Here is a 21,674-nt window from a genome sequence, read left to right on the forward strand (position 1 = left end):
ACGTACTTGTTTGTCATATATAGTGCTGAACGTTGGCAAAAGTGCTTCAAAAGCTTTCCGGTTCAATCCTGTTAATGCCCGTAACAGCCTATCTTGTTTTAATGCCCGTTCGATGTTCAGCATTTCCCCACTTAAGTACTAACTTTCTATTCTCCCTTATTTCCCAACAACTCTAATCTTGACACTCACTCCGATTGAGTCTTTTTCTATAAATATCACCTAAGCTAAAGTATAAAGTCGCTAAATTTGCATCTTTCACACCTCGCTGTTCTAAATTTTGAATAAATCCTTGCAAATCTTCTATAGGCAATAAATAATCATTTTCATCATCAAAACCCGATAATTCATTACCACTGAAAGCAAAACGAATCGGCTCTAATTCTCTAGCAGAAACAGTGTTTTTTCTTCTAGACGCAAATCGAAAAACACCATTGCGCCAACTCCAAAAATCAGGTGCTTTTTTAATTAACTCAACTAATATTTGATTAGTTACCCACAAGACAATAGCAAAAGGAAATTCCCTCAACCCTTCCCTAGTCCACTGCAAATAACCGAAAAAAATCTCTTGTTCTGAACGTTCCTGTCCCAATTTGAGAAAATAAAGCTGTTCTATCCCTGTTACCGTAATTACTGCTGGGTTATGTTGCTGCAAATATTCTTCTCGTTCCACCAATTGAGCAACAGCAGCCCTTAAACTCGGTTCACCCCTTGCCAATGTCACCCGATAAGGACGGATTTCCTGCTGTAATTCGGATTCATACTGAGCAATAATCTCATCTCTAAAACTAGAATCATCACAAACAGCAATTAGCAAATTTAACTGATGTGCTTTAGCCTCTATAGAAACAATTAAATCATCATAAACATCTCGATTTTCTGCATATTCAAATAGTTTATTAACTGTCATTGATTAACCTCCGGTCTCTCAAGAGTTCTACAACTATTGGGTGAACATCGTACCAGTTCTTGCGGTTGCGATATTCCAAAATATAAAGTCCTTTTTCGCAGACTTAGGAATTTCGACTCTACGGGCTTCTGCCTCGTACATTAAATTAACAGCGATCGCAAATAAAATATTGATGTGATTAACATCTGACATTTCAATTGTGTCAGAAATCGAAAATAAAACTACAAAATAACGGTTTTGTGTTCTTCTACTAAACTCAGCCAACAAAGTAGATTTACCACAACCACGATGTCCGGTAAAAATAATCTTGCCATCACCATTAGGACTATCTTCGACTAACTGCTCTAATTCCTCAATTACCTCATCACCATAATTCACCCTAAATCTATCTAAGTCTTTTGTCTCAATGAGTGGTAATAACTCTAAATTTCTATAAGCTTGCTGAAAAGACTTTAATAATTCATCAGACATAAGACATCACTGTATAACTTAACTTATTCATATCATCACCCATCCACCCAAAACTAGAACATATCCCTCTGCGAAACTCTGTCTTGAAAAGTTTGCTCAACGGGGGGAACCCCCGCACGCAACTTTTCGCTGCGCCAACCTCCCCATTCCTCCGCGTTTAAAAAACATTACCCTCCTCCGTATCCGGAGAAGGGTTAGGAATGAGACATCAAAATTCTCACCAATTGAAACTCAGCACTACCTAATAAGCGTCTTGCAACTCGTAAAAATCAGGCGAGATGTAATCCTTCCGCAAAGGCCAACCCACCCAATCTTCCGGCATCAAAATCCGCTTCAGGTTTGGGTGTCCTTCGTAGATAATGCCCAACATATCGTAGGTTTCTCGTTCTTGCCAGTCTGCGGTTTTCCAAATCCAATATACTGAAGGCACACTGGGATTTTCTCGTGGCAAGAATACCTTAACGCGCACTTCTTCAGGTTTATCAGCATTATCACCAACCTTAATTAAGTGATACACACTGACCAAATCCTGTCCTGGTCCAAGGTCGATACCAGCTTGAAACTGGAGATAATTAAACCCATAAGCATACAAAGCTGTAGCGATAGGGAGCAAAAATTCTGGCCCTACTTTAATAATCTCTACCCCGATTTTATCAGGAGCTAAAGATTCATGATCAAAGCCATTTTCTGCCAACCATTGAGAAATCGGCCCAGATGGAACTAAAGCATCTTCCCCTGCTGGTACTGGTTTAGATTCTTCATCAGCCACGGTTCAGTTCCTCCTTGGTTTTGGAAGTTAGCAGTGCAGGCGGTACTGGTAGACCAATTGCTTCTGTTAATTCTTTCGGTGGAGTGAAGCGAGTCTCTGACTGCATATACTTACCAGTTAAAATTTCTGCTACTGGCTTCAAGTTATGAGTCGTACTGTAAAAGCGGTGGGTTTGCTTGGATTGGTCACGTTCTTGCATTGAATCATTAGCTATCTTCTTCCGCAGCTTAATGATTGCATCAATAATCGCTTCGGGACGGGGAGGACAACCAGGCAAATACACATCCACCGGAATCAACTTATCAACTCCGCGTACAGCTGTGGGAGAATCCACGCTGAACATCCCGCCAGTAATTGTACAAGCGCCCATAGCGATGACATACTTCGGCTCAGGCATTTGTTCATAAAGGCGCACTAACTGAGGTGCCATCTTCATGGTAATTGTGCCGGCAGTGATGATTAAATCAGCTTGACGGGGGCTAGAACGGGGAATTAGTCCAAAGCGGTCAAAGTCAAACCGAGAGCCAATTAAAGCCGCAAACTCAATAAAGCAGCAAGCTGTACCAAATAGTAAAGGCCAAAGACTCGAAAGCCTCGCCCAGTTGTAGAGGTCATCAACCGTTGTCAAGATAATATTTTCGGAAAGTTCTTGAGTGACTGTCGGACGCTCAATCGGGTTGATGATTCGCTCTTTGTCTTGGGTGCTTAAATCAGAATTCAAGACCATTCCAAAGCTCCTTTACGCCATGCGTAAACTAAGGCAACTACAAGAATTGCAATAAAAATTAGCGCCTCGATGAATGCTAATAGCCCTAAACGGTGGAAAGCCACCGCCCAAGGATATAAAAACACAGTTTCTACGTCAAAGACGACGAAGACCAGTGCAAACATATAGTAGCGGATGTTGAACTGAATCCAGGCTCCCCCAATTGGTTCCATCCCAGATTCATAGGTGGTGAGGCGTTCCAGGCTGTTACCACTGGGTCTGAGAAGCTTGGAAGCAGAAAGCGCCAGGGCAGGCACTAGGCTACAGATAATTAAGAAGCCTAGAAAGTACTCGTAACCGCTGAGGACAAACACAATGAATTTCTACCGCTTATGGTGTGAATAACGCTGTTACATTTCTTTTACATTATATCTTTTCGAGTTTTCTGAAATCTGGGAAACAGATGGATTTCAGGTATTTGATTCGTTTGTGTAAGTGATAGAAAAGTCTAACAGTTATGTCATAATTTTTAACGTATATTTAATAATTCCCCTCTGGGAGACCCTAGCCATGAGCGAACAAGCTGTTGAGACTCCAGCGTTAGACCGCTATGAGTGTCGCGCCTGCGGTTATGTTTATGAACCTGAGAAGGGAGATGATAAGCATGATATCCCCTCCGGGACACTGTTTACAGAACTGCCTGTAAATTGGCGTTGTCCAGTTTGCAGTGCCAAGAAAACTGCTTTTGCCAACATTGGCCCGGCTGGTACAGCATCTGGTTTTAAAGAAAATCTTGGTTTTGGTTTGGGTGTTAACCAACTCACTCCAGCCCAAAAGAATCTCTTAATTTTTGGGGCTTTGGCGCTGGCGTTCTTGTTCTTTATCAGTCTTTACGGCTTACAATAAGACCCGCTATCTTTTTTTTACCTAATTCTAGCGATCGCAGCTCTCAGGTAAAACCTAAACGAATTTAGAAAACACTAAGAAATACTGATGCATCCCATTGTGAGAAGTTGGCAACGCATAGTTGCCTTGTTGATAGTAGTTGTTTTATGTATAGGTTGTAGCAAAGTGCCTTCCACTAGCTTCAACCCTTGGGAAATTATTACTGTGCCAACCAACGAAAAGTTGTTGGATATTGCTTTTACTCAAGATCCTCAGCATGGCTTTTTAGTAGGTAGCAACGCCACACTTTTAGAAACCAAAGACGGTGGTAAAAATTGGCAACCATTGTCCTTAGCACTAGATGATTCTCGGTATCGCTTTGACTCCGTAAGTTTTTCTGGGAAAGAAGGCTGGATTGTCGGTGAACCCTCTCTGTTGCTGCATACCACCGATGAAGGACGTTCTTGGTCACGGATTCCCTTGAGCGAAAAGCTACCTGGTAATCCCATTACTGTTCATGCGTTGGGAGCTAACTCAGCGGAAATGGCTACTGATGTGGGCGCAATCTACAAAAGTACAGATGGTGGACTAAACTGGAAAGCCCAGGTAGAAGCAGCTGTCGGTGTGGTTCGCAATATGCAACGTTCTGCTGATGGCAAATATGTAGCTGTTTCCGCCAAGGGGAGCTTTTACTCAACTTGGGAACCAGGACAAAATGCTTGGGTTCCCCATAACCGCATTAGTTCTCGGCGAGTAGAAAATATGGGTTTCAATGATCATGGTCAACTGTGGTTATTAGCACGGGGTGGTCAGATTCAATTTAGTGAACCCAATAACGCCGAAGAATGGCAAGAAGCAGTATATCCAGAGTTATCCACCAGTTGGGGTTTACTAGATTTGGCCTATCGTACACCCGAAGAACTTTGGATAGGTGGTGGTAGCGGTAATTTGCTGCGGAGTACTGACGGTGGTAAAACCTGGGAAAAAGACCGTGCAGTGGAACAGGTAGCCGCTAATCTATATAAGATAGTCTTTCTCAAGCCAGAGCAAGGATTTATTATTGGCGATCGCGGTGTATTGCTGAAATATAACGCCGATGCAGAGAAAGCTACTCCCCAAAAAGCTGCTTAGACCTAGAGAAAGTTTAGGTGTTCACGCTGATTTATGAGAAGTGCGTTGCAACTTGTAACTCTTTCTAAACTTTGTAGGATAATAAACTCAATAACAATCTTTGTGAAGGTAGGGATCTAAATGTCAGGTACCACTGGAGAACGTCCGTTCTCGGACATTATTACCAGCATTCGTTACTGGGTAATTCACAGCATCACCATCCCAGCATTATTTATTGCAGGCTGGCTATTTGTTAGCACTGGGCTGGCTTATGATGTATTTGGCACACCTCGTCCTAACGAATACTACACACAAACACGGCAGGAATTGCCAATTGTGAAGAATCGTTATGAAGCCAAACAGCAAGTTGAAAAATTTATCGGAAAGTAGTTTGAGATCATGACTAGCGGAAATAACATCAATCAACCAGTTACCTATCCAATTTTTACAGTTAGATGGCTGGCAGTTCATACTTTGGGTGTGCCAACCGTGTTTTTCTTGGGCGCGATCGCCGCAATGCAATTTATTCAACGCTAGGAGCAAATCATGGAAAGAACGCCCAATTCCAATAATCAGCCGGTTGAACTTAACCGGACTTCTTTATACCTGGGATTGCTACTGATTTTTGTTCTAGGTATTCTCTTTTCCAGTTACTTCTTTAACTAACTGGAACCGTTTTTGTGAAACTTTGTTTATCTAAATCTGTGTTGATTTGTTATTAAGGGAGGAGGAAAAACTGTGTCTGCTGGAACTGGAAGAATTCCCCTGTGGGTTGTAGCTACAATCGCAGGTTTAGGTGTCATTACTGTTGTAGGTATCTTCTTCTACGGAGCCTACGCTGGAATCGGTTCTTCGCTATAACAGCGATTTGAACCTAATAATATATCCACTGAATTTTCTAGCATTTGTTTAGAAAACAGTACAAAAAAACCGCCTGTCTCTGGCAGACAGGCGGTATTATCATCTTTAATTGATTTTCCAATCTAGAGAATTGGGAGCTAGTAATAAGTAATTGATAACAATAGTAGTTACCAATTACTTATTACTAAATACCTAATTAGGCAATGTCTTCGCGTTCAATGTATACCAACAGAAACGCGAATGTTGCAATTGGTAGAACCCAACCAATAATGGGAACAAAGATAGGAGACAAGTACGATGCAGAATAAGCCAAAATGTGAGGCAACAATTCAGTAGACATGGTAAAGTTTCCTGTTAAATCACACTACAATTCAAAATGAGCTTACTGCAAATTTAGCCAATTTTTTTAAATTCTCAAGATTTTTAACACAGTTATGTGAAGCAGGTGTTTACAAACCCAGCAATTCATCTAACTGATAATTTGGTAAATCTGGTGGAATTACAGTCCGCACAGCCGTGGCTTTGTGACTTTCCTGTTGAGTAGGCGGATGGAAGGCGATCGCCTCTAAGCGGATTTCTACACAGCCGAAGGGAATATTGATTTGAGTCATTACCTCTACACCACCCAAGGCTTTAGGTAGCAAATCTTTTAATAAATGGGGGCCATCTAACAACCCACGAGTTTGGCAATCCTCAATCCATAATTTCACCACAACCTGCGAAGGAACTTCTGGTAGTTCTACACGCACTCGGATAGATTGGCCAGCAATTAGTTCACCTTCTGGTATATGCAGCAGAGGAATAGGCAAAGGCTCAACCATCTCCCCATCTAAAGGTAATGAATTTGATAAAGTCGAGACTGATTGCTGTTGTTGCGCTACAGAAATCTCTTCTCCTGCTTCACTATCAGTATCATCAACCACAATCTCTTGCGCTAACCAAGCTCGTGGTATTTTAATTTTTTGAGTTAAGGGTAGCTCTGTTAATGGCAATGAATACGTAGATAGTTGTTGAGGAATGTTCTCTGTTTCAACTTCTGCGAAAATATTTAACTCCTCAGATTCTTCAGTAATTATACTGCTTTCGACGTTTTCCTGAAGTTCAGAAATGTTCAAACTGCTCTGTTCTTCAAAGTTTACCTCTGCTTCACCATCGAGAATTTCTAAATCATTATCCAGATCTGATGACAATTGAACATCAAAACTCGGTATTGGTAAGTCAGGCTCTATTGTGTCCTCTTCCACAGGAGGCAATTCCGGCTCTACAACCTCAATTTTATGATTTTGCTCCGGCACAGGGGGAAGCTCAGGTACAACGTATCCTTGGCTTTGCATCCACTTCCTAATTAACGGAGATGAGTAAGGATTCACCTCTGCTATCAATTCTGAGCTTAAAGGAGCAGCTTGTTCTGAAATTGAGTCATCACTAAATTCCAAACTTGGTGTGACAGCCATTTCTAGCATAGACACAGCTAATAACTCGGAATTAGGAGAAGGTGATGTTTCGACAACAGCATCATCTACATCTGGGTTTTCATCGACTGCTATAACTGGCTCAACCAACAGAGAATCTTCAACTATCTCAGAATCAGGCAAATTCAGTTGAGAATCTTCAACAATCTCAGAATTCGGCACATCCAGTAAATTAGTTGTCTCTTCTGTTGGATCAGTCGGCGAAGTTTTGAGACGTTTGAGATAAGGAAATATATTACCCAACATCCACCCAGGACGAGTTCTAATTGCTAACTGCTCCAAGTTGATGGGTGCTAAAGGTATTGTAGTTTGGGTGGGTAAAGCATTATCTTGCGGCTCAAATTCCTCCTTCCCTTCTGTAGTGACTTCTGTCAGATCATCATTGATTGCGATCGCATCAGTTTGATTTTCTGGTACCTTTGGCAATTGTGGTAGTTGTGGCGATCTCAAATCTCCTGATTTTTTGAGAGAAAACAGATTAATTTGCGGTGGTAAAGGCTGGTTCGGCGAAGACAGAATAGTTTGAGGTTGTGTTAAAGAGGTTTTGACTAGATTAAACAGTTCCAAACCCAAATTCAGCGGTGTTTCTGGCTCTTGATTCGGTAGAGAAAGCGCTATAGTGCTAGATTTCTCTAAAAAGTTTTGCTGATTAGATTTAGTCACTGCTGCCATCGCCAGTAATTCTGTGACATCCGCGGTAATCGTAAAAGAGCGACTAGCCAAAAGTATTACTTCACCAAAATCACTAATTGCGCCATATAAACTGAGTTCACCCAAAAGCAGCTTAGATTCGCAGTCAATCGGAATATTAATGGCAGAGTTAATCGCAAAAGGCAGTAAATTATCTGCTAACGGTTGCCGTACCTGAGCTAAAATTTCCGAACTCAAAGGTGAGCGTAGCTCGATTTTGACCTCTAGTGCATGAAAATTAGTTGAATACTGTGGCTCATCTTCCAGATATGGCTGTGCTTGTAGCTCTACATAAGCGTTAATGCTCAGTCCTTGTCCCCAACGAGCAATATAGTTTTCTTGCTCTAAAGTCAGCCTTAGCGGCGGTACTGGTTGTATCGTTGCTACTTCTTCAAGCTGTTCATCCTCTAATAATGCGGTGGGTAAAGCTTGATCTATTAAACTTTGTAAAATTTGCTCTGCCGTTTCACCCTTCAGCCATACGGGACTCACAGGCTGATCAATCATTCCATCTTCATATTTTTCAACATACTGTTGAGAAATAACCAAGCTACTAGCAGTCATTTCCTCTGTGTTGACTGAGAAAGTGCGATCGCTTGCAAGTAAAGTTTCTTCGACAGGCTCTTCACTAGCAGTCATTTCCTCTGTGTTGACTGAGAAAGTGCGATCGCTTGTAAGTACAGTTTCTTCTACAGGTACTTCATCGTTAACTGACTCTCTATCAGTCATTTCCTCTGTGGAGGCTGAGAAAGTGCGATCGCTTGTAAGTACAGTTTCTTCTACAGGTACTTCATCGTTAACTGACTCGCTATTAGGGATTTCCTCTGTAGTGACTGAGAAAGTGCGATCGCTTGTAAGTACAGTTTCTTCTACAGGTACTTCATCGTTAACTGACTCTCTATCAGTCATTTCCTCTGTGGAGGCTGAGAAAGTGCGATCGCTTGCAAGTAAAGTTTCTTCAACAGGCGGTTCACTAATAACCGAGTCACTAGCAGTCATTTCCTCTGTGGAAGCTGAGAAAGTGCGATCGTCTGCAAGTAAAGTTTCTTCTCCAGACAATTCACTAACAACCGAGTCACTAGCTTGGATTTCGTCTGCTGTTGTGAGGACAGTATCATCACTGGCTATTGACGCAATTTCCGCAGAAAGTTCGTTATTAACTAAATTGCTCTGTGTATGAGATTCTGAGTTTAGGGAAATTGGCTGTTTACCAGCACTACTATCTGGCTCATAAAAACTTTGTGTATGTGGCAATGGAATCATGAAAAAGTCAAGAGAATTTGACTCTACATTGCCACCACCATTTAACGGCTCAATTTCGCCATTTGCCAAAATAGGCAAGACTTGCAGATAAACACTCTGTTGCCAAGATTTACCAAAAATATCTGACATCAAATCGCCAGAGCAGCGTAACTCCCATATTCCCGGTTTGAGGAGCGTAAAAGGAATTACCGCCATTAAACCTTCTGAGGTAGTGCGCCGCGATTGCTTTTGAATGCGCCGTTTTGGGGGAACTTCTTGAGTTGAAGAGTGAGTTACCCGCACTTCCACATCCGTATTGGGAAGGTTAGAACGAGCTAAAACTCTGTACCGACCTTCTAAAATTTGTATATTTGGCGATTCCAAGGAGTGCCAAGAGCGATCGCCCTGTTTCTGGATGAGAAATTGCCAGTGTTCCATTTTGAGTGATGCCCAGACCGAAGAGCAGCTGAGTAATATTTTGCATTACTTTGCTTGCAAGTTTACCTCAGCAATTTATAATTGCATCACTTATTATCATGTTTTGAGTCAAACACTGACATTTTTTTATCAATAGTTATGGTTAACCGCATCCACCAAAATGGATAAAACGCTGATTGGAGTTAGAAGCTAGGTATTATTAGATAATTAAATAGGGTTAAGACAAACCTTATCCCATCACCAGTTACTTGATTGGATAGATTGACTTAACCCCATTTAACTAAAAAGTCTAGGTGTTATTTTAGCAACTTGCTTAAATTTCAGTTGTTCAGACACCATAAAGGCTGTGGTAATAAGCGAGAATTTGCTGTACACGTTGCCGACTGGCAAGACGAGAGTTAGCTGACCAAGATATCCACAAACCATTAATCTGGCTTTGACTGTAATCAAATTGTTGAGAGGACTGGGGAATTAAACCCGCTTCTACTCCTTCAACTTGACGTAAATGGGCTGCTATCTCTCGATAAACAGCTAAAGGTAAACCAGCGAATTCAAATTTTTCCTGAGTATCCATCCTTAAGACGCTCCGACAACAATCAGATTTTGGGTTGGTATGGTCGATGAAATAGAGTTACCAGCAGCAGCAGATGTAACTGATGGTGTTGAGTTAGCAGGAGCTTCACCTACCATTCTGGCAACTTCAATACCGTATTGTTCCAGAATTACGATCGGATTTGAACCTTCATTCATTTCAATACGTTTAATCAACAGGCCGTTTGCTAATCGCTGTCCCGCTTGGACATAGCGACTGGAAGGCTCATTGGGGATTTTAATAATAGCTTGGGGTTCTCTACCAATCAAAACTACTCCAGTCACCACAACTGCTTTTGCTAGATCAGGTTGAGGTGTAGGTGGTAATACAGATCCAAAAGGCGCGCTGGAGACAACTTGCGGCAAAAGCTTGGGCAGAATGGATGTGGGAGTCTGTGCCAATTGAATGGTAGGTTTTTTCGGTATGCCAGCGCTGTTGATTGGCACTTTGGGATTTTTGGCAATAATTTTTAATAAGGAAGGTAATCGGGGAACTTCCTTGGAATTAGGATTGCTGCCAACTTCAGAACCAATGGGGCTAACAATTTGTGCAAATGGATCAGTTCGCCCTTTAGATACTAAATCTATCCGGGTTTTGCCATTAGTGGGCTGAATTAAGGTAGGAGCGATAAAAGCAACGTTAGTTACCTTTTTCGTAGACACCACAGGGTTATTAAAGGATTGAGCCTGAGTCCCCGGTTGCGCTACAGGGGGAGGTGCTGCTGCTGGTGGAGCCGCAGGAGGCGGTGCAGGAGTACTAGCTTGTGGTGTGTTTTCTGAGGCACATCCAGCGATCGCCAAAGTTAAAATAGTTGCAATTGCAATTTTTGAATTTCTGGCCATTAGCCGTTCTCAAAAGATATAGGAAAATTTGCTTGTGGAAATTTACATAGCCTGTTTTTTTCAGGCAAAGTATTTTCCTTTTATAACCTAAATTATTAAATTTTAAGGGTTGTTTATAGCCTAATTAAACCAGTATAAATACGGTTTTATTTTGCTTAAATTCAATCATCTGTTGCACACATGAGATGTTTTAATAAATCCAACCCTTTCTTGACTCTCCGAGAAACTGTAACTACACTAATACCCAAATGTTCAGCTACTTGTTTTTGTGTCAAATCCTGCAAAAACACACATTCTAAAACTTCACGAGTACACTTTTCTAGCTGAAACAATGCTTGTTGTAAACGTAGTTGGTCTTCTTGCGCTAGTTGAAAGCTACGGTAGTGAGGATCGGGAACTAATTCTCCTAGACTAGTGGCTCCTTCTTCTGAGTCTTGAACTGGTACATCTAAGCTAAGAGGAGCGCGATTAATCCACGCTAATTTTATTTCTTGCCACTCACTCAGAGTAATTTCCAATGCTACTGCTAATTCAGAATCTGTAGGTTGACGATTATATTTTTCTCGTAAAGAACGAGAAACTCCAATGGCTTGCTGTTGTAGTGCTAAATAGCGCCTAGGAATTCTGACTGTCACACCTTTATCCCGGAGGTAATGTTGAATCTCACCACGAATATAGGGAATCGCAAAGGAACTGAAAGCGTGTCCTTTAGAAATCTCAAATCTTTCAATAGCTCGAATTAAACCTAAACAACCGACCTGGAGCAAGTCATCATAGCTTTCACGACATTGGTTAATCCAGTAGTGAGCTTCTTTTCTTACCAGTCCAAAATTGAGTTTAACCAATTGATTACGAACGTTTTCCGAGCGAGATTCCTTATATTCTCGCAACAACTGCCAAATTTCATGCTTGAGTTCATTGGTGGCTGTGGTAGGCATAGCACCGCGTTTATTTAGCAAATAAACAGTTAAGTAAGCGCTTTTAAACAAGCCAAGATTACAAAAATTCACAGCATATAGCCTGCTGTATTAACCAGAGGAATAATCTGTCATACAACATTGCTAGTGCTATGAAATTTTGAATAATCGAGCAATATTTAAATAAGCGAAATTATCTTTTAGTTATTGTGATTTGGTATTATCTGTAGCTGATCGAAAACTACATATAAACAAAATAAGAAATAATTTACTTAATTTCAAACCGGGATTGTACTTAATTTATTTAGTTTATTGGGAAGTTTATCTGTGATGATTTTGCTGCATGAACACAATTTTTCTGATCAGTGAACATACTGTAGGAGTTGTAAAAAGTTAATAGAATTTTTAAAAATATTCAGTAACTAAGGGTCAACGTACGTTATGAACAAATGAAGAATATATAGTAATTAGTGAAACTGCCGAAAACCCGATTTTTTTTAGCTAAGAAATAAAAAAAGGGCGAAAAGCCCTTTTATAGTGAAATATGTTGCCATTTAGGTCAATTTAGTTCAAAATTCACCTATCCATTCCCTAAAGACTGATATGAAATTTTGTGATGAAGCCTAATGGCTCAAAAGAGTGATCTTAAATGCCAGCAATTTGCTGAGTTTAAGAACGAGTAGGTTCAACTCTGGCGTAAAATAAACCGCGAATCTTCACTTCCTTGGCTTCACCGGCTCCCAAGTCAGTATCAGATGGCTGCTCACTCTCAAATGTGCCGGCAATTTCACCACTAGAGCTATCGATTTTAGCTACTTGCAGAGAAATCTTGCCTTTAAGAATTTCGGCACGCTTGACATTAGCACGGGTGAGTTCTTCATCATCTGCTTGAGCAGGAAGAGCCACAGCATTGTCATAACCACTAACGATACCGCGACCTTTGGGGTCTAAAAAGGCTGCACCACGATAAGAAGGTACTTTAAATTCACCTTCAAAGTCAGTAGAAGTATTGATGCTGGTCAAACCAGGTTGTGTTTGAGCAACCAAGTTTTTAATGGTGAAGAGGAAAGGTACCCGCTCACCACCAGGAAGTTGGACTGTTATAGCTTGGAAGTCTAAACCATCGGCTTCCACAAAGGTCAAGCTACCATCTGAATTGAACTTCAGCGGCCCTTGCACTTGGTCAATGGTAGAAGTGTATCTGGTCAACAATTTTCCAGGTACAAATTCTGCTACTTGCCGTTTATTAGCCGGTTCTTCTTTGACAAAGAAATTAATTGGTTCCAAGCACAGTTCTTTGATGCTATATGACTGGCTACCATCAATGGGGATGGAGCCACGGCTTGTCTCTGCCAATTGAGGACATTTGTTAGCCAAGCCAGTCCCACGAATTTGTTCGTAGGTTAGTACATCTTTACCACTAGACTCTGGAGCATCACTACAAGCAGTTAATAGCCCCAGGCATAAAGCCAAGAATGCAACAATTAAAGCGCGATACCTCATGGTCAACCTCAATGTCAAAAATTAATATCTAAGTTGTAAAACTGCACGAAGTTTTGATCTCTGACGAAAAGCTGTCTTCACCTACAGCAAGCTTTTCCCGAAGGTAGGGCTTTGTGAGGTGATGCTTTTAACATCGCTCCGGCTTCGCACCTTGCAACTACCGTAGGCATTTGCAGGGTTTGTGAAGTCGTTCTGTATTATGTATGTATTGCCGTTACATACAGCCCATTGCTTTATAGGGAAATCAGCCAGATCATACGATTTTTTTTAACTCAAAATCAAAGCACTCTAGTTTAAAGTAGGAAGTCTTTGATCCTATCTAGCTTCCTCGGAGGCTGTAATCAAAGCCACCACTCTCTTTTGCGAGAGATTACGATTACTTTTAAGTTATGTTGGCTAATTTGGCAAACAGGTGATTTTGAACTAGACTGACTAAGTTCATCTGAGACTGTTAAAACTACTGGTAGTAGCAAAAGCGCAGAAATAAACCATCAGTTGCGCCTAGAAGCTTTCAGAAGCCTGATCTTTCTAAATGCAAGGATTATGTATTAGTAACTGGCGATCGCGCCTGAAAGCTGACAATCTTCGGTAAATTTGAGTAGACCTAATTTTGACAGAGAGAGTTGCATGAGCAACAAAAGTTTTGAATCAATAGATTTTGCTGAGCAACTTGAAAAGATTGCCGTAGCCGTAAATGATGTAGCGAGGGACTGCCAAGGAGACCCTCTTGCTCTTTTAACCTTGCTGCGGCGGTTGGAATTTTTACATCGAGCAATTCGGGATGGTGCTTTTCAGGATAGTTTGCCGGATAATCGCCGGCAACTTTACTCACTACTGAAAGATATTGAGTCTGAGGGTGGCTGGCCTTACATTGAGCGAATGAGACTGCGAGCTTTTTTGGGCAATTTACGACAAGAGGTGACTGAAGAAAACAGGGATTGAATCAAGAATAAGAATTCAGCATTAAGACAATCGCTCTTGCGGAGAACAACGGAAATCTTTACTGACTGCGATTAATGCCATCACACAAAAAGCGATCGCGTTCTTCAACATTGTGGTTGTGACTGAGGTAATTATCTGCCCAGTAACAACCACGCAGCAGTAGGTCTTCCAAATGCAAATTCCACAAAATGATTGTGTTGTCATCACTAGCCGATGCTAATGTGTGACCATCAGGACTAAAACTCACACTCAAGACTGGGGCGCGATGTCCATTGAGGGTTTTAATTAACTTGCCATCACGGCTCCACAGTTTGACTGTGCTATCCCAACTAGCCGCAGCCAGTAATTCACCATTGGGACTGAAAGTCACAGAATTCACACTATCGCTGTACCCCTTTAACAATGTTTTTAACAAAGTGCCATCCCGTCGCCATAATCTGACGGTGTTATCCCAACTAGCAGAAGCGATTAATTGGTCAGTAGGGCTGAAGCTGACACCCAATACCCAACTATCGTGGGGTGAGAACGTTTTAACTAAGGTGCCATCCCGTCGCCACAGTTTGACTGTTTGATCATCACTAGCAGAAGCAAGCAGCTGACTATCAGGGCTAAAATTAACGCTGTTGACCCAACCTTGGTGTCCTACCAAGGTTGTGAGTAATTGACCATCACGACTCCACAGTTTGATTGTTTTGTCTTTACTGGCTGATGCTAATAACTGGCCATCAGGACTAAAACTAACACTCATTACACTATCAGTATGTCCTTGTAAGGTCTTGAGTAAAGTACCATCACGCCGCCAAATTTTTACTGTTTTGTCATAACTGCCCGATGCCAGCAGTTCACCAAAGGGGTCAAAACTCACACTCGGAACTTTATCTGTATGCCCTACTAAAGTTTTGTAAAGCCGGGTTGTGGCTTCGCCATGAATTGTGTCTCTTTGCCAGAGTTTCACAGTGCGATCGCGGCTACCAGAAGCCAACATCTGCCCATCAGGACTCCACGCCACACTCAAAACCCTATCTTGATGCCCCCGTAGAACGGGTAATGTTGGTGCATCCAAACTCCAGATTTTGACGCTTTTGTCATAACTTCCTGATGCCAATATTTTGTTATCTGGGCTAAAAGCCACACTGGCCACCGCATCACTATGACCTTTAAAGGTTTTGAGTAATGTGCCAGTGCTACTCCAAAGGTTAACAGTATTGTCATCACTTCCTGACGCTAACCTTTGTCCATCAATGCTAAAACTCAGACTCCAAATTGTGCTGGTATGCTGCTCTAAATTTTTATAAGCTTGAAAGTCAAAATTATTTTCACTATTTGGCTGTCGCTGCCACAATTTGATAATTTTATCTCTACCTGCCGACGCTACCATTTGACCATCAGGACTAAAAGTCACAACAGTTACACCCTGCTGATGTCCAGAAAGTGTTTTGACTAAACTGCCATCACGCCGCCAGATTTTGACGGTGCGATCATCACTAGCTGAAGCAATCAATTGACCGTCAGGGCTGAAGCTGACCCAATTTACCCATCCTTGATGGCCTTTCAGAACTTTGACTAAAGTACCATCCTTACGCCAGAGTTTGACTGTGGCATCTTTATTAGCTGTAGCCAGCAATTCTCCATCGGGACTATAACTTACGCAATAAACCCAGTCTCGGTCTACTAGAGTTTTAGCTGGTTGTAAATCAAATTCGCCTGTCATGGGGTTTTTCTGCCAGATTTGCACAGTTTTGTCGAGGCTGGAAGATGCCAAACTTTGCCCATCTGGACTAAAACTCACGCTGGTTACAGACTCAGTATGACCTTTGAGGGTTTGTAGCAAAGTTCCGTCAGATCGCCAAAGTTTCACGGTTTGATCACGACTACCAGAAGCCAACAATTTGCCATCGGGACTAAAAGCAACACCCCAAACAATATCCGTGTGTCCTTCCAAACGATTTAACTCTGACACTCCATAAACTGCCTGTTGTAAAGCAGTGACTACACGCATTCGAGTTTCTGGTAGTACTTCGTCTGCCTGTTTCAGTTTTCTCCAGGCGCGTAAACCTTCTAAAAGGGCATCAAACTCTTTGTTAGAAGCAAATAAAGCTTCACTTGTTGCAGCGATCGCACTAATTTTTAAATTAGTTTCACTGCGTTCGGCGCGAATTGTTTGGCGAATTGCGGCTCTTTTTTGCAAATCGGCTTGCCACCATAAAGCTGCTATGGTTCCGCCCATAATTGCCAATACCACACCTGCTATCCGTGCTTCGCGCAACCGCCGTTGCAAAATTAAGTTCAGATGTTCTTGAGAAAGCTTTTGGGCGACTTCTGCACGTTTTTTTTCGGATTTGACTTTTTCGAGTTCAGCAACTATGCCATAGCTATTTCTTTGACGAATTGGTTCAACCAAATAATCATGAACTAGCTGATAGCGATCGCCTAACTCTTCCCGCAACCGTAATATCAAACCTGATCCTACTAAAATTTCCAGAATTAGCTCCCAATTAGATTCTGTTCCCGATGTTGTATAGATATTTTTGCCTAAAGCAATAGCTAAATCAGATTTTGTCTTCAGAGGACGAAAGCCTTTCTCATCAGTTAGCTCAAATAATAATTGCCAACTTAAATCTTCATTTTCTTCCCCACAATCTTTGATCACTTCCTCTAACCAGCGCTCAACCAGTTTTGCTGAACTACCACAAATTTTGTATTGTTCGAGTGTCGTGATATTTTCAGCTTGTAACTGTACTCCCACTATTTGTAATTCGATGGGATTTACTTCTCCTAATTCTCCAGCTAAATCCTGGACTAGTTGATGAATCAGTCCATCACTCATTTCATAGTGAGAGCGTTTGATAAAACTATAAATAATTCCTGTGGTATCTTCTATGGAAAATTTACCTAAAAAATAACGGATATCTTTATCTAGAATATTTTTATTAATTACACCCAAATCATATAAATTATCCCCATTCTCTTGACTAAAACGTTCAAACTCCAACAAACAATGTAAATAGTCTTCTCTTAAAGCAAGAATGATTTTTACATAAGGAATATTTAAACAAGCACTAAAAAATTTATAAAATTCTAATCTTTGGCTGGAGTTACTAGTAAAGAAAAATTCTTCAAACTGGTCAAATATAATAACTATTATATGATTACATTCAGTTGCCAAACGTAGCTTTTCTAGTAGGATAGTGGGTGTAAATTCCACAGCAATGGGTAATTCTGACTGTGCTAAGGCTTGGTTGATACTACGTCCCAAAGCCGTTACCCAATCGGTATATCCTGATAAAACAATCGGCAAGGGAATTCTTTCACCAATAACTCTTCCCTTTAAAGCAGGGACTAAACCAGCCTTAATAGTTGAACTTTTACCAACTCCTGACTGTCCATGTATAATGGTTAATTTATGATCAGCACGGGTAATTCTTTCAATTAAACAGTTAACATCATGCAACCGCCCAGAAGCATCTATTTCTTGAGCGATATCTTCCGGGATAAAGGGAATTTTTTGTGTTTCTAAAACAGGGTTAATTCTGTAGCGCTTTGGCTGTAATTGACTGGCTCCAATAAATACACGAAAGCCATATTGATGTTCTAGTTGAACTTTTTCCTGCTTCAGATTGAAAGCTTCTGCATAATCATGGCGCTCAAAGAAGTAGAGCGATCGCAATTCTTCTAAAATTTCTAAATATAGCGATGGTTCGTACTGTAGTTCACAAACTACCCTTGCCCATTCTAAATTACTAATTGCTTCTTCCCATTGTCCTAAATGCCTCTGAGTCCGAGCCAGCAATAAAAGATACCAGCTTTCCTGCTGTCGAGAAACTTCTGTTGCTAGTTCGGCAATAGAAAGTGCTGTATTTGCTAATTCATGAGCCAATACCCAATTATTACGTGATGCTGCCACATCTGCTAAAAAACCATAATCTTGGGCAATTTTGGCAGTATTTTCATAGGTTTCATGTAGCTGTAAAGACTTTTGTGCTAATACTTCTAACTCCTCCCAATATTTTAAGCGTTGCAGCATTTCACAAGCAGGCAAAATAAATTTTGCTACTAAATCTTGTCTTTGTAATTGTTCTAATAAATCTAAACATTTCTGAAACCAGGAAAGAGCGTGTTGACAATAGCTACTATTCGTAATCTGATGTAAGTCTGCCATACGTCGATAACATAGACCGAGATGGAATAATACTATTGCCTGTCGAATACGATAAGCATAATTATGATCTGTTATATCTTCAAAAGATTCTATTTTTTGAACTAATTCATTCTCGCGTTTAGCATCTCTCTGCCATAAACTTAAGCTTCTTTGATAATGAGCTAATGCACTATTAATTTGATCATTCGCATATTTGTCTCGTCCTAATACAAATTCTAAACTAGCTTCTAATCCTGGCTCTAGTTGAACACTATACAGACGCATTAAATCATTACGGGCAGACTCAATTTCGTGACGATGTTGTGATTTAGGAGCTAAATTAAGTGCAGCATTAGATAAAAATTTTTCCGCACCTGCTTCTAAAAATTTGGCAAACAGTGATTCTGTCTCTTGCCGAATTAAGGCAATTAAATCTTCTTTTGGCAATTCAAACTTAATAGTAGTTGCTGCCCAACTTTTGAAATCGGGTGCTAATTTAGTCAGCATTGTTGCCACTTCATCTTGTAGCCACAAAACCACTGGAAAAGGAAAGGTTGCTGTATAGATATCTCTAGCTTGATTAAGACTAGTTAATAAGTCTTCAAGCACAATAATTGACTCTAAACCAAAGACCATCACTGCTGATGGTAGAGAATCTGTAATTACGGCAGGATGATCTAAACTTAATCTCGTAATGATTGTTGTATGTAAAGCTTTAGTTGCTGGTTGTAAGTAGATTTCTTGTAAGTTTATATCTTTTGTTAGAAAGCGAATATTTTCTAGCATTTGCTCTCTTAATTGCTGATAGTTACATCGCACAAGAATAAGAGCAAATTGGCCTTTAGAAAGCTTGATTGAGCGAACTAATCTTTGCAGAGAATGCTTGTTATGATTAATGATCTCTACTGTGAATGGGGATTTTGTCATATCTAAAAACGGAGTCCAGCTTTAAAAGAAGAAATTGCTCATTATAAATTAGTCATTAGTCAAATGAAGATGGACTAATGACTAATGGTAATTATTATTAATTCGCGGAGTGCGATTATCTTTTTTGCTGCCAAGAAAGAACTTTTTCTGTTTCTGCTAATGCCGGACTAATACCAAACCAACGACCTACAGGATCGCGGTATTCAAATAAATACATACTTCGCAGCAAACTTTGATACTCAGATTCGCCTTTTACACTCTGCTGTTGTACTACCTCAAATAATAGTTCCCACTGATATTCATCAATAGCTAATAGCAAGTCATCTCGGTAGTCTTTAATGACTGCTTCTAAACAGTCCCCTGAAAAAGGAGGGTCTTGTCGTTGCAGACAGCTATAGAGCAATCCTAATAAGTTACGGATGTGGCCGCCACTAACACGACATAGACGGTCAAGAGTTTCAGGATGCTCGAATAATTCTGTAATTAACGACAGTCTTTCGTTATAGGAAACTTCCGGAAATGCTCTGGCTAAGACTAACTGGCGCAGTAGTAACATTCCTGGTTCGTAGTCACTACCATCTCTTTGTCTAACTCGTACCATTGGTAATACTTTAGGCGCAATACCTCCACCCAAGCGGTTTTTGAGTGTTTCATACTCATTAGAAAAAATTAACGCTAGGGGAATAGTGTAGACTACGTGACATTTGAGCCGACGTAATTGTTCGCCTCGGTCGATGAAGAGATATTCTGGTTGTGTCCGTCCGGATGCTAAGGGACGCATATCAACTCGATCTAAATTGTCGACAATGACAACCAGACCTTTTTGACCTCTGAGTTTAAGTTGTTCAACAGCTTTTTCTAGAATCTCTTCATTAATTGCTTGTAAAATACTATTAGTACGTGGTTCTAAATATTGCCTGAGTTGATTTCGTGCTTGGGCGCTATCTTTGGTTTTAGCTGTAAGTTTAGCAATTCCTAAAGACAATTCTGCTTGCCCAGAAAGTTCGATAGGACTTTGCAAAAACTCTCCAATTTCTTTGAAGAGATTGATAAAGTAATGCGGTTTAATTTTGATATTAATTGCTTCTAAACTAACGCTGACTTGGCGCGCTACACTCATCAGAATATCGCTGACATCGATATCGGCCATATCCAAGTCTTGACTGGATTCAAAATAAACCACATGAAATCCTACGGCTTCTAGTCCGGCTTTGAGGCGTTGTAATTCCGTAGACTTGCCACAACCAATATGACCTGTAAATAACTGGCAGGTAGGTTCATCTGGAGAAATACGGCTGATTGTACGTTGCAATTCTTCGACAATCTTGCAGCCACGTACATTGGCGAAATCTATATAATATTGCTGATCAAGCCGATCGCTCATGTTGAGCGCGTAGCTAGGGTTACATGCTTTATAAAAGCGTGACAAATACTCTGTATTGATCATTGAGATGTAGATGCAGTTGTAGATACTGTGCTGTTTGTCTATTTATATACAAAGTATCTCTAGTCAGTTGTAGCTATTGTGTTCATTTACCTTTGTGTTTTGAATTGCAGGTGAGCCGCATTGGGTAAGTTTTTGATACCAGTAACTATCAGACCATACTAGAGATACAATTGTCCCTGATATTTCAGTATATCTGTCTTTTTCTAGTATGTTGTTGAGCTTTTGAGAATCTTTAAGCTTCTACTTGACTGAATACAAACTTATATGCATTTGTGAATGTAGTTTAGAAAATTACCAAGTATAAAAATTGTTACACGTATTGGTTTGCTCTATTATTTAAGTATTTACGCTGAGGTTGATTTAGGATTTGTCTCAGATAAAACTGCTGGGCAAATTTTTACTTCTTAATTTAAGGCAAAATCAACATCGCCATTCTCAATCATTAACAAGAACCGAAGAGCATAGTTCTCAAAAATACTGTTCTTACCCACGCGATATTTATAAAGCAAATATGATTGCTATAATGTCAAACTCAAGATTATGTTTTGTAATTGAAGTTAAATGTAGATCACAAGATTGCTTTTGCAATAAAACATCTGTATCTACAAAATTAACTAAATTTTTTGGAAATTAATGCGCTCCGCATTGCGTCAAGGCATAATTACTGTAAAGAAGTTATACGTTGTATATACACAGAGTAATATTTTTGTCAATATTTATTCTCTTGCTAGGTTAATAGGCGATCGCGGTGACTTAAACTCATCAAACTCAACTTAACTTAATGGCAACTCAACATTGCAAAATAGGATAAGCAA

At 40.4% G+C, this 21,674-nt stretch carries 20 protein-coding genes; 7 read left to right on the plus strand and 13 right to left on the minus strand.

The annotated features are described in order from the left end of the window. Nucleotides 1-172 precede the first annotated feature (172 nt). The 5 genes from IQ244_RS28760 to ndhC all read right to left on the minus strand — a co-directional run bounded on the left by IQ244_RS28760 (nucleotide 173) and on the right by ndhC (nucleotide 3,227). Nucleotides 173-907: a hypothetical protein gene (locus IQ244_RS28760; RefSeq protein ID WP_228059215.1), complete on the minus strand. Its 735-nt coding sequence runs from the start codon at nucleotides 905-907 to the stop codon at nucleotides 173-175. Nucleotides 908-940: 33 nt separating this feature from the next. Next, nucleotides 941-1,378 carry an ATP-binding protein gene (locus IQ244_RS28765; RefSeq protein WP_416209795.1) on the minus strand — a complete coding sequence of 146 codons (438 nt, stop codon included), beginning with the start codon at nucleotides 1,376-1,378 and terminating at the stop codon, nucleotides 941-943. A gap of 241 nt (nucleotides 1,379-1,619) precedes the next feature. Next, a complete protein-coding gene (locus IQ244_RS28770) occupies nucleotides 1,620-2,147 on the minus strand; it encodes an NAD(P)H-quinone oxidoreductase subunit J (protein WP_193900108.1) in 528 nt (175 codons plus the stop codon). After that, nucleotides 2,140-2,874, minus strand: coding sequence for an NADH dehydrogenase subunit K (locus tag IQ244_RS28775; protein ID WP_193900109.1), 735 nt, complete (start codon nucleotides 2,872-2,874; stop codon nucleotides 2,140-2,142). The genes IQ244_RS28770 and IQ244_RS28775 overlap by 8 nt, the downstream gene beginning before the upstream one ends. Then, nucleotides 2,865-3,227 (minus strand): photosynthetic/respiratory NAD(P)H-quinone oxidoreductase subunit C, encoded by a 363-nt coding sequence (ndhC, locus tag IQ244_RS28780; RefSeq protein ID WP_015115283.1) that lies wholly within the window; start codon nucleotides 3,225-3,227, stop codon nucleotides 2,865-2,867. Before ndhC ends, IQ244_RS28775 begins: the two co-directional genes overlap by 10 nt. Nucleotides 3,228-3,423: 196 nt before the next feature. Between ndhC and IQ244_RS28785 the strand changes: the two genes are divergently transcribed. The 6 genes from IQ244_RS28785 (at nucleotide 3,424) to IQ244_RS28810 (ending at nucleotide 5,709) form a co-directional block, all read left to right on the plus strand. Then, on the plus strand, nucleotides 3,424-3,759 hold the full coding sequence (locus IQ244_RS28785) for a rubredoxin (RefSeq protein WP_193900110.1): 336 nt from the start codon (nucleotides 3,424-3,426) through the stop codon (nucleotides 3,757-3,759). 87 nt (nucleotides 3,760-3,846) lie between these two features. Next, nucleotides 3,847-4,869 (plus strand): photosynthesis system II assembly factor Ycf48, encoded by a 1,023-nt coding sequence (locus tag IQ244_RS28790; RefSeq protein WP_193900111.1) that lies wholly within the window; start codon nucleotides 3,847-3,849, stop codon nucleotides 4,867-4,869. Between the two features lie 120 nt (nucleotides 4,870-4,989). Continuing rightward, nucleotides 4,990-5,238: a cytochrome b559 subunit alpha gene (gene psbE / locus IQ244_RS28795; protein ID WP_193900112.1), complete on the plus strand. Its 249-nt coding sequence runs from the start codon at nucleotides 4,990-4,992 to the stop codon at nucleotides 5,236-5,238. A 9-nt stretch (nucleotides 5,239-5,247) separates the two neighbouring features. Beyond that, the gene (gene psbF, locus IQ244_RS28800; protein ID WP_015115279.1) at nucleotides 5,248-5,385 is read left to right on the plus strand and encodes a cytochrome b559 subunit beta; all 138 of its coding nucleotides are present in this window, start codon (nucleotides 5,248-5,250) and stop codon (nucleotides 5,383-5,385) included. 9 nt (nucleotides 5,386-5,394) lie between these two features. Then, entirely contained in the window at nucleotides 5,395-5,514 is a 120-nt protein-coding gene (locus IQ244_RS28805) for a photosystem II reaction center protein L (RefSeq protein WP_193900113.1), read from the plus strand. A 72-nt stretch (nucleotides 5,515-5,586) separates the two neighbouring features. Next, nucleotides 5,587-5,709, plus strand: a complete 123-nt coding sequence (locus IQ244_RS28810; protein ID WP_062295774.1) for a photosystem II reaction center protein J — start codon at nucleotides 5,587-5,589, stop codon at nucleotides 5,707-5,709. A gap of 196 nt (nucleotides 5,710-5,905) precedes the next feature. Here IQ244_RS28810 and IQ244_RS28815 read toward each other — a convergent pair whose 3' ends face one another. The 6 genes from IQ244_RS28815 to IQ244_RS28840 all read right to left on the minus strand — a co-directional run bounded on the left by IQ244_RS28815 (nucleotide 5,906) and on the right by IQ244_RS28840 (nucleotide 13,405). After that, nucleotides 5,906-6,049, minus strand: a complete 144-nt coding sequence (locus IQ244_RS28815) for a photosystem I reaction center subunit VIII (RefSeq protein WP_193900114.1) — start codon at nucleotides 6,047-6,049, stop codon at nucleotides 5,906-5,908. Nucleotides 6,050-6,158: 109 nt separating this feature from the next. After that, nucleotides 6,159-9,551: a hypothetical protein gene (locus tag IQ244_RS33450; protein ID WP_416209796.1), complete on the minus strand. Its 3,393-nt coding sequence runs from the start codon at nucleotides 9,549-9,551 to the stop codon at nucleotides 6,159-6,161. Between the two features lie 328 nt (nucleotides 9,552-9,879). Further along, nucleotides 9,880-10,125 carry a hypothetical protein gene (locus tag IQ244_RS28825; RefSeq protein ID WP_193900115.1) on the minus strand — a complete coding sequence of 82 codons (246 nt, stop codon included), beginning with the start codon at nucleotides 10,123-10,125 and terminating at the stop codon, nucleotides 9,880-9,882. Between the two features lie 2 nt (nucleotides 10,126-10,127). Next, nucleotides 10,128-10,985, minus strand: a complete 858-nt coding sequence (locus IQ244_RS28830) for a hypothetical protein (RefSeq protein WP_193900116.1) — start codon at nucleotides 10,983-10,985, stop codon at nucleotides 10,128-10,130. A gap of 161 nt (nucleotides 10,986-11,146) precedes the next feature. Further along, nucleotides 11,147-11,923: an RNA polymerase sigma factor SigF gene (locus IQ244_RS28835; protein WP_193900129.1), complete on the minus strand. Its 777-nt coding sequence runs from the start codon at nucleotides 11,921-11,923 to the stop codon at nucleotides 11,147-11,149. Nucleotides 11,924-12,571: 648 nt separating this feature from the next. Further along, the gene (locus IQ244_RS28840) at nucleotides 12,572-13,405 is read right to left on the minus strand and encodes a photosystem II manganese-stabilizing polypeptide (RefSeq protein WP_193900117.1); all 834 of its coding nucleotides are present in this window, start codon (nucleotides 13,403-13,405) and stop codon (nucleotides 12,572-12,574) included. Between the two features lie 627 nt (nucleotides 13,406-14,032). Between IQ244_RS28840 and IQ244_RS28845 the strand changes: the two genes are divergently transcribed. Then, nucleotides 14,033-14,347, plus strand: a complete 315-nt coding sequence (locus IQ244_RS28845) for a hypothetical protein (RefSeq protein WP_193900118.1) — start codon at nucleotides 14,033-14,035, stop codon at nucleotides 14,345-14,347. A gap of 58 nt (nucleotides 14,348-14,405) precedes the next feature. Here the strand turns inward: IQ244_RS28845 and IQ244_RS28850 are convergent, their stop codons facing one another. Together IQ244_RS28850 and IQ244_RS28855 are read right to left on the minus strand one after the other, a co-directional pair. Further along, complete coding sequence (locus IQ244_RS28850; protein ID WP_193900119.1) at nucleotides 14,406-19,412, minus strand: hypothetical protein; 5,007 nt, start codon at nucleotides 19,410-19,412, stop codon at nucleotides 14,406-14,408. A 115-nt stretch (nucleotides 19,413-19,527) separates the two neighbouring features. Beyond that, entirely contained in the window at nucleotides 19,528-20,859 is a 1,332-nt protein-coding gene (locus IQ244_RS28855) for a P-loop NTPase fold protein (RefSeq protein WP_193900120.1), read from the minus strand. Nucleotides 20,860-21,674 lie beyond the last annotated feature (815 nt).

It is taken from the genome of Nostoc sp. LEGE 06077 (assembly GCF_015207705.1).
In the GTDB taxonomy this organism is placed as follows: domain Bacteria; phylum Cyanobacteriota; class Cyanobacteriia; order Cyanobacteriales; family Nostocaceae; genus Nostoc_B.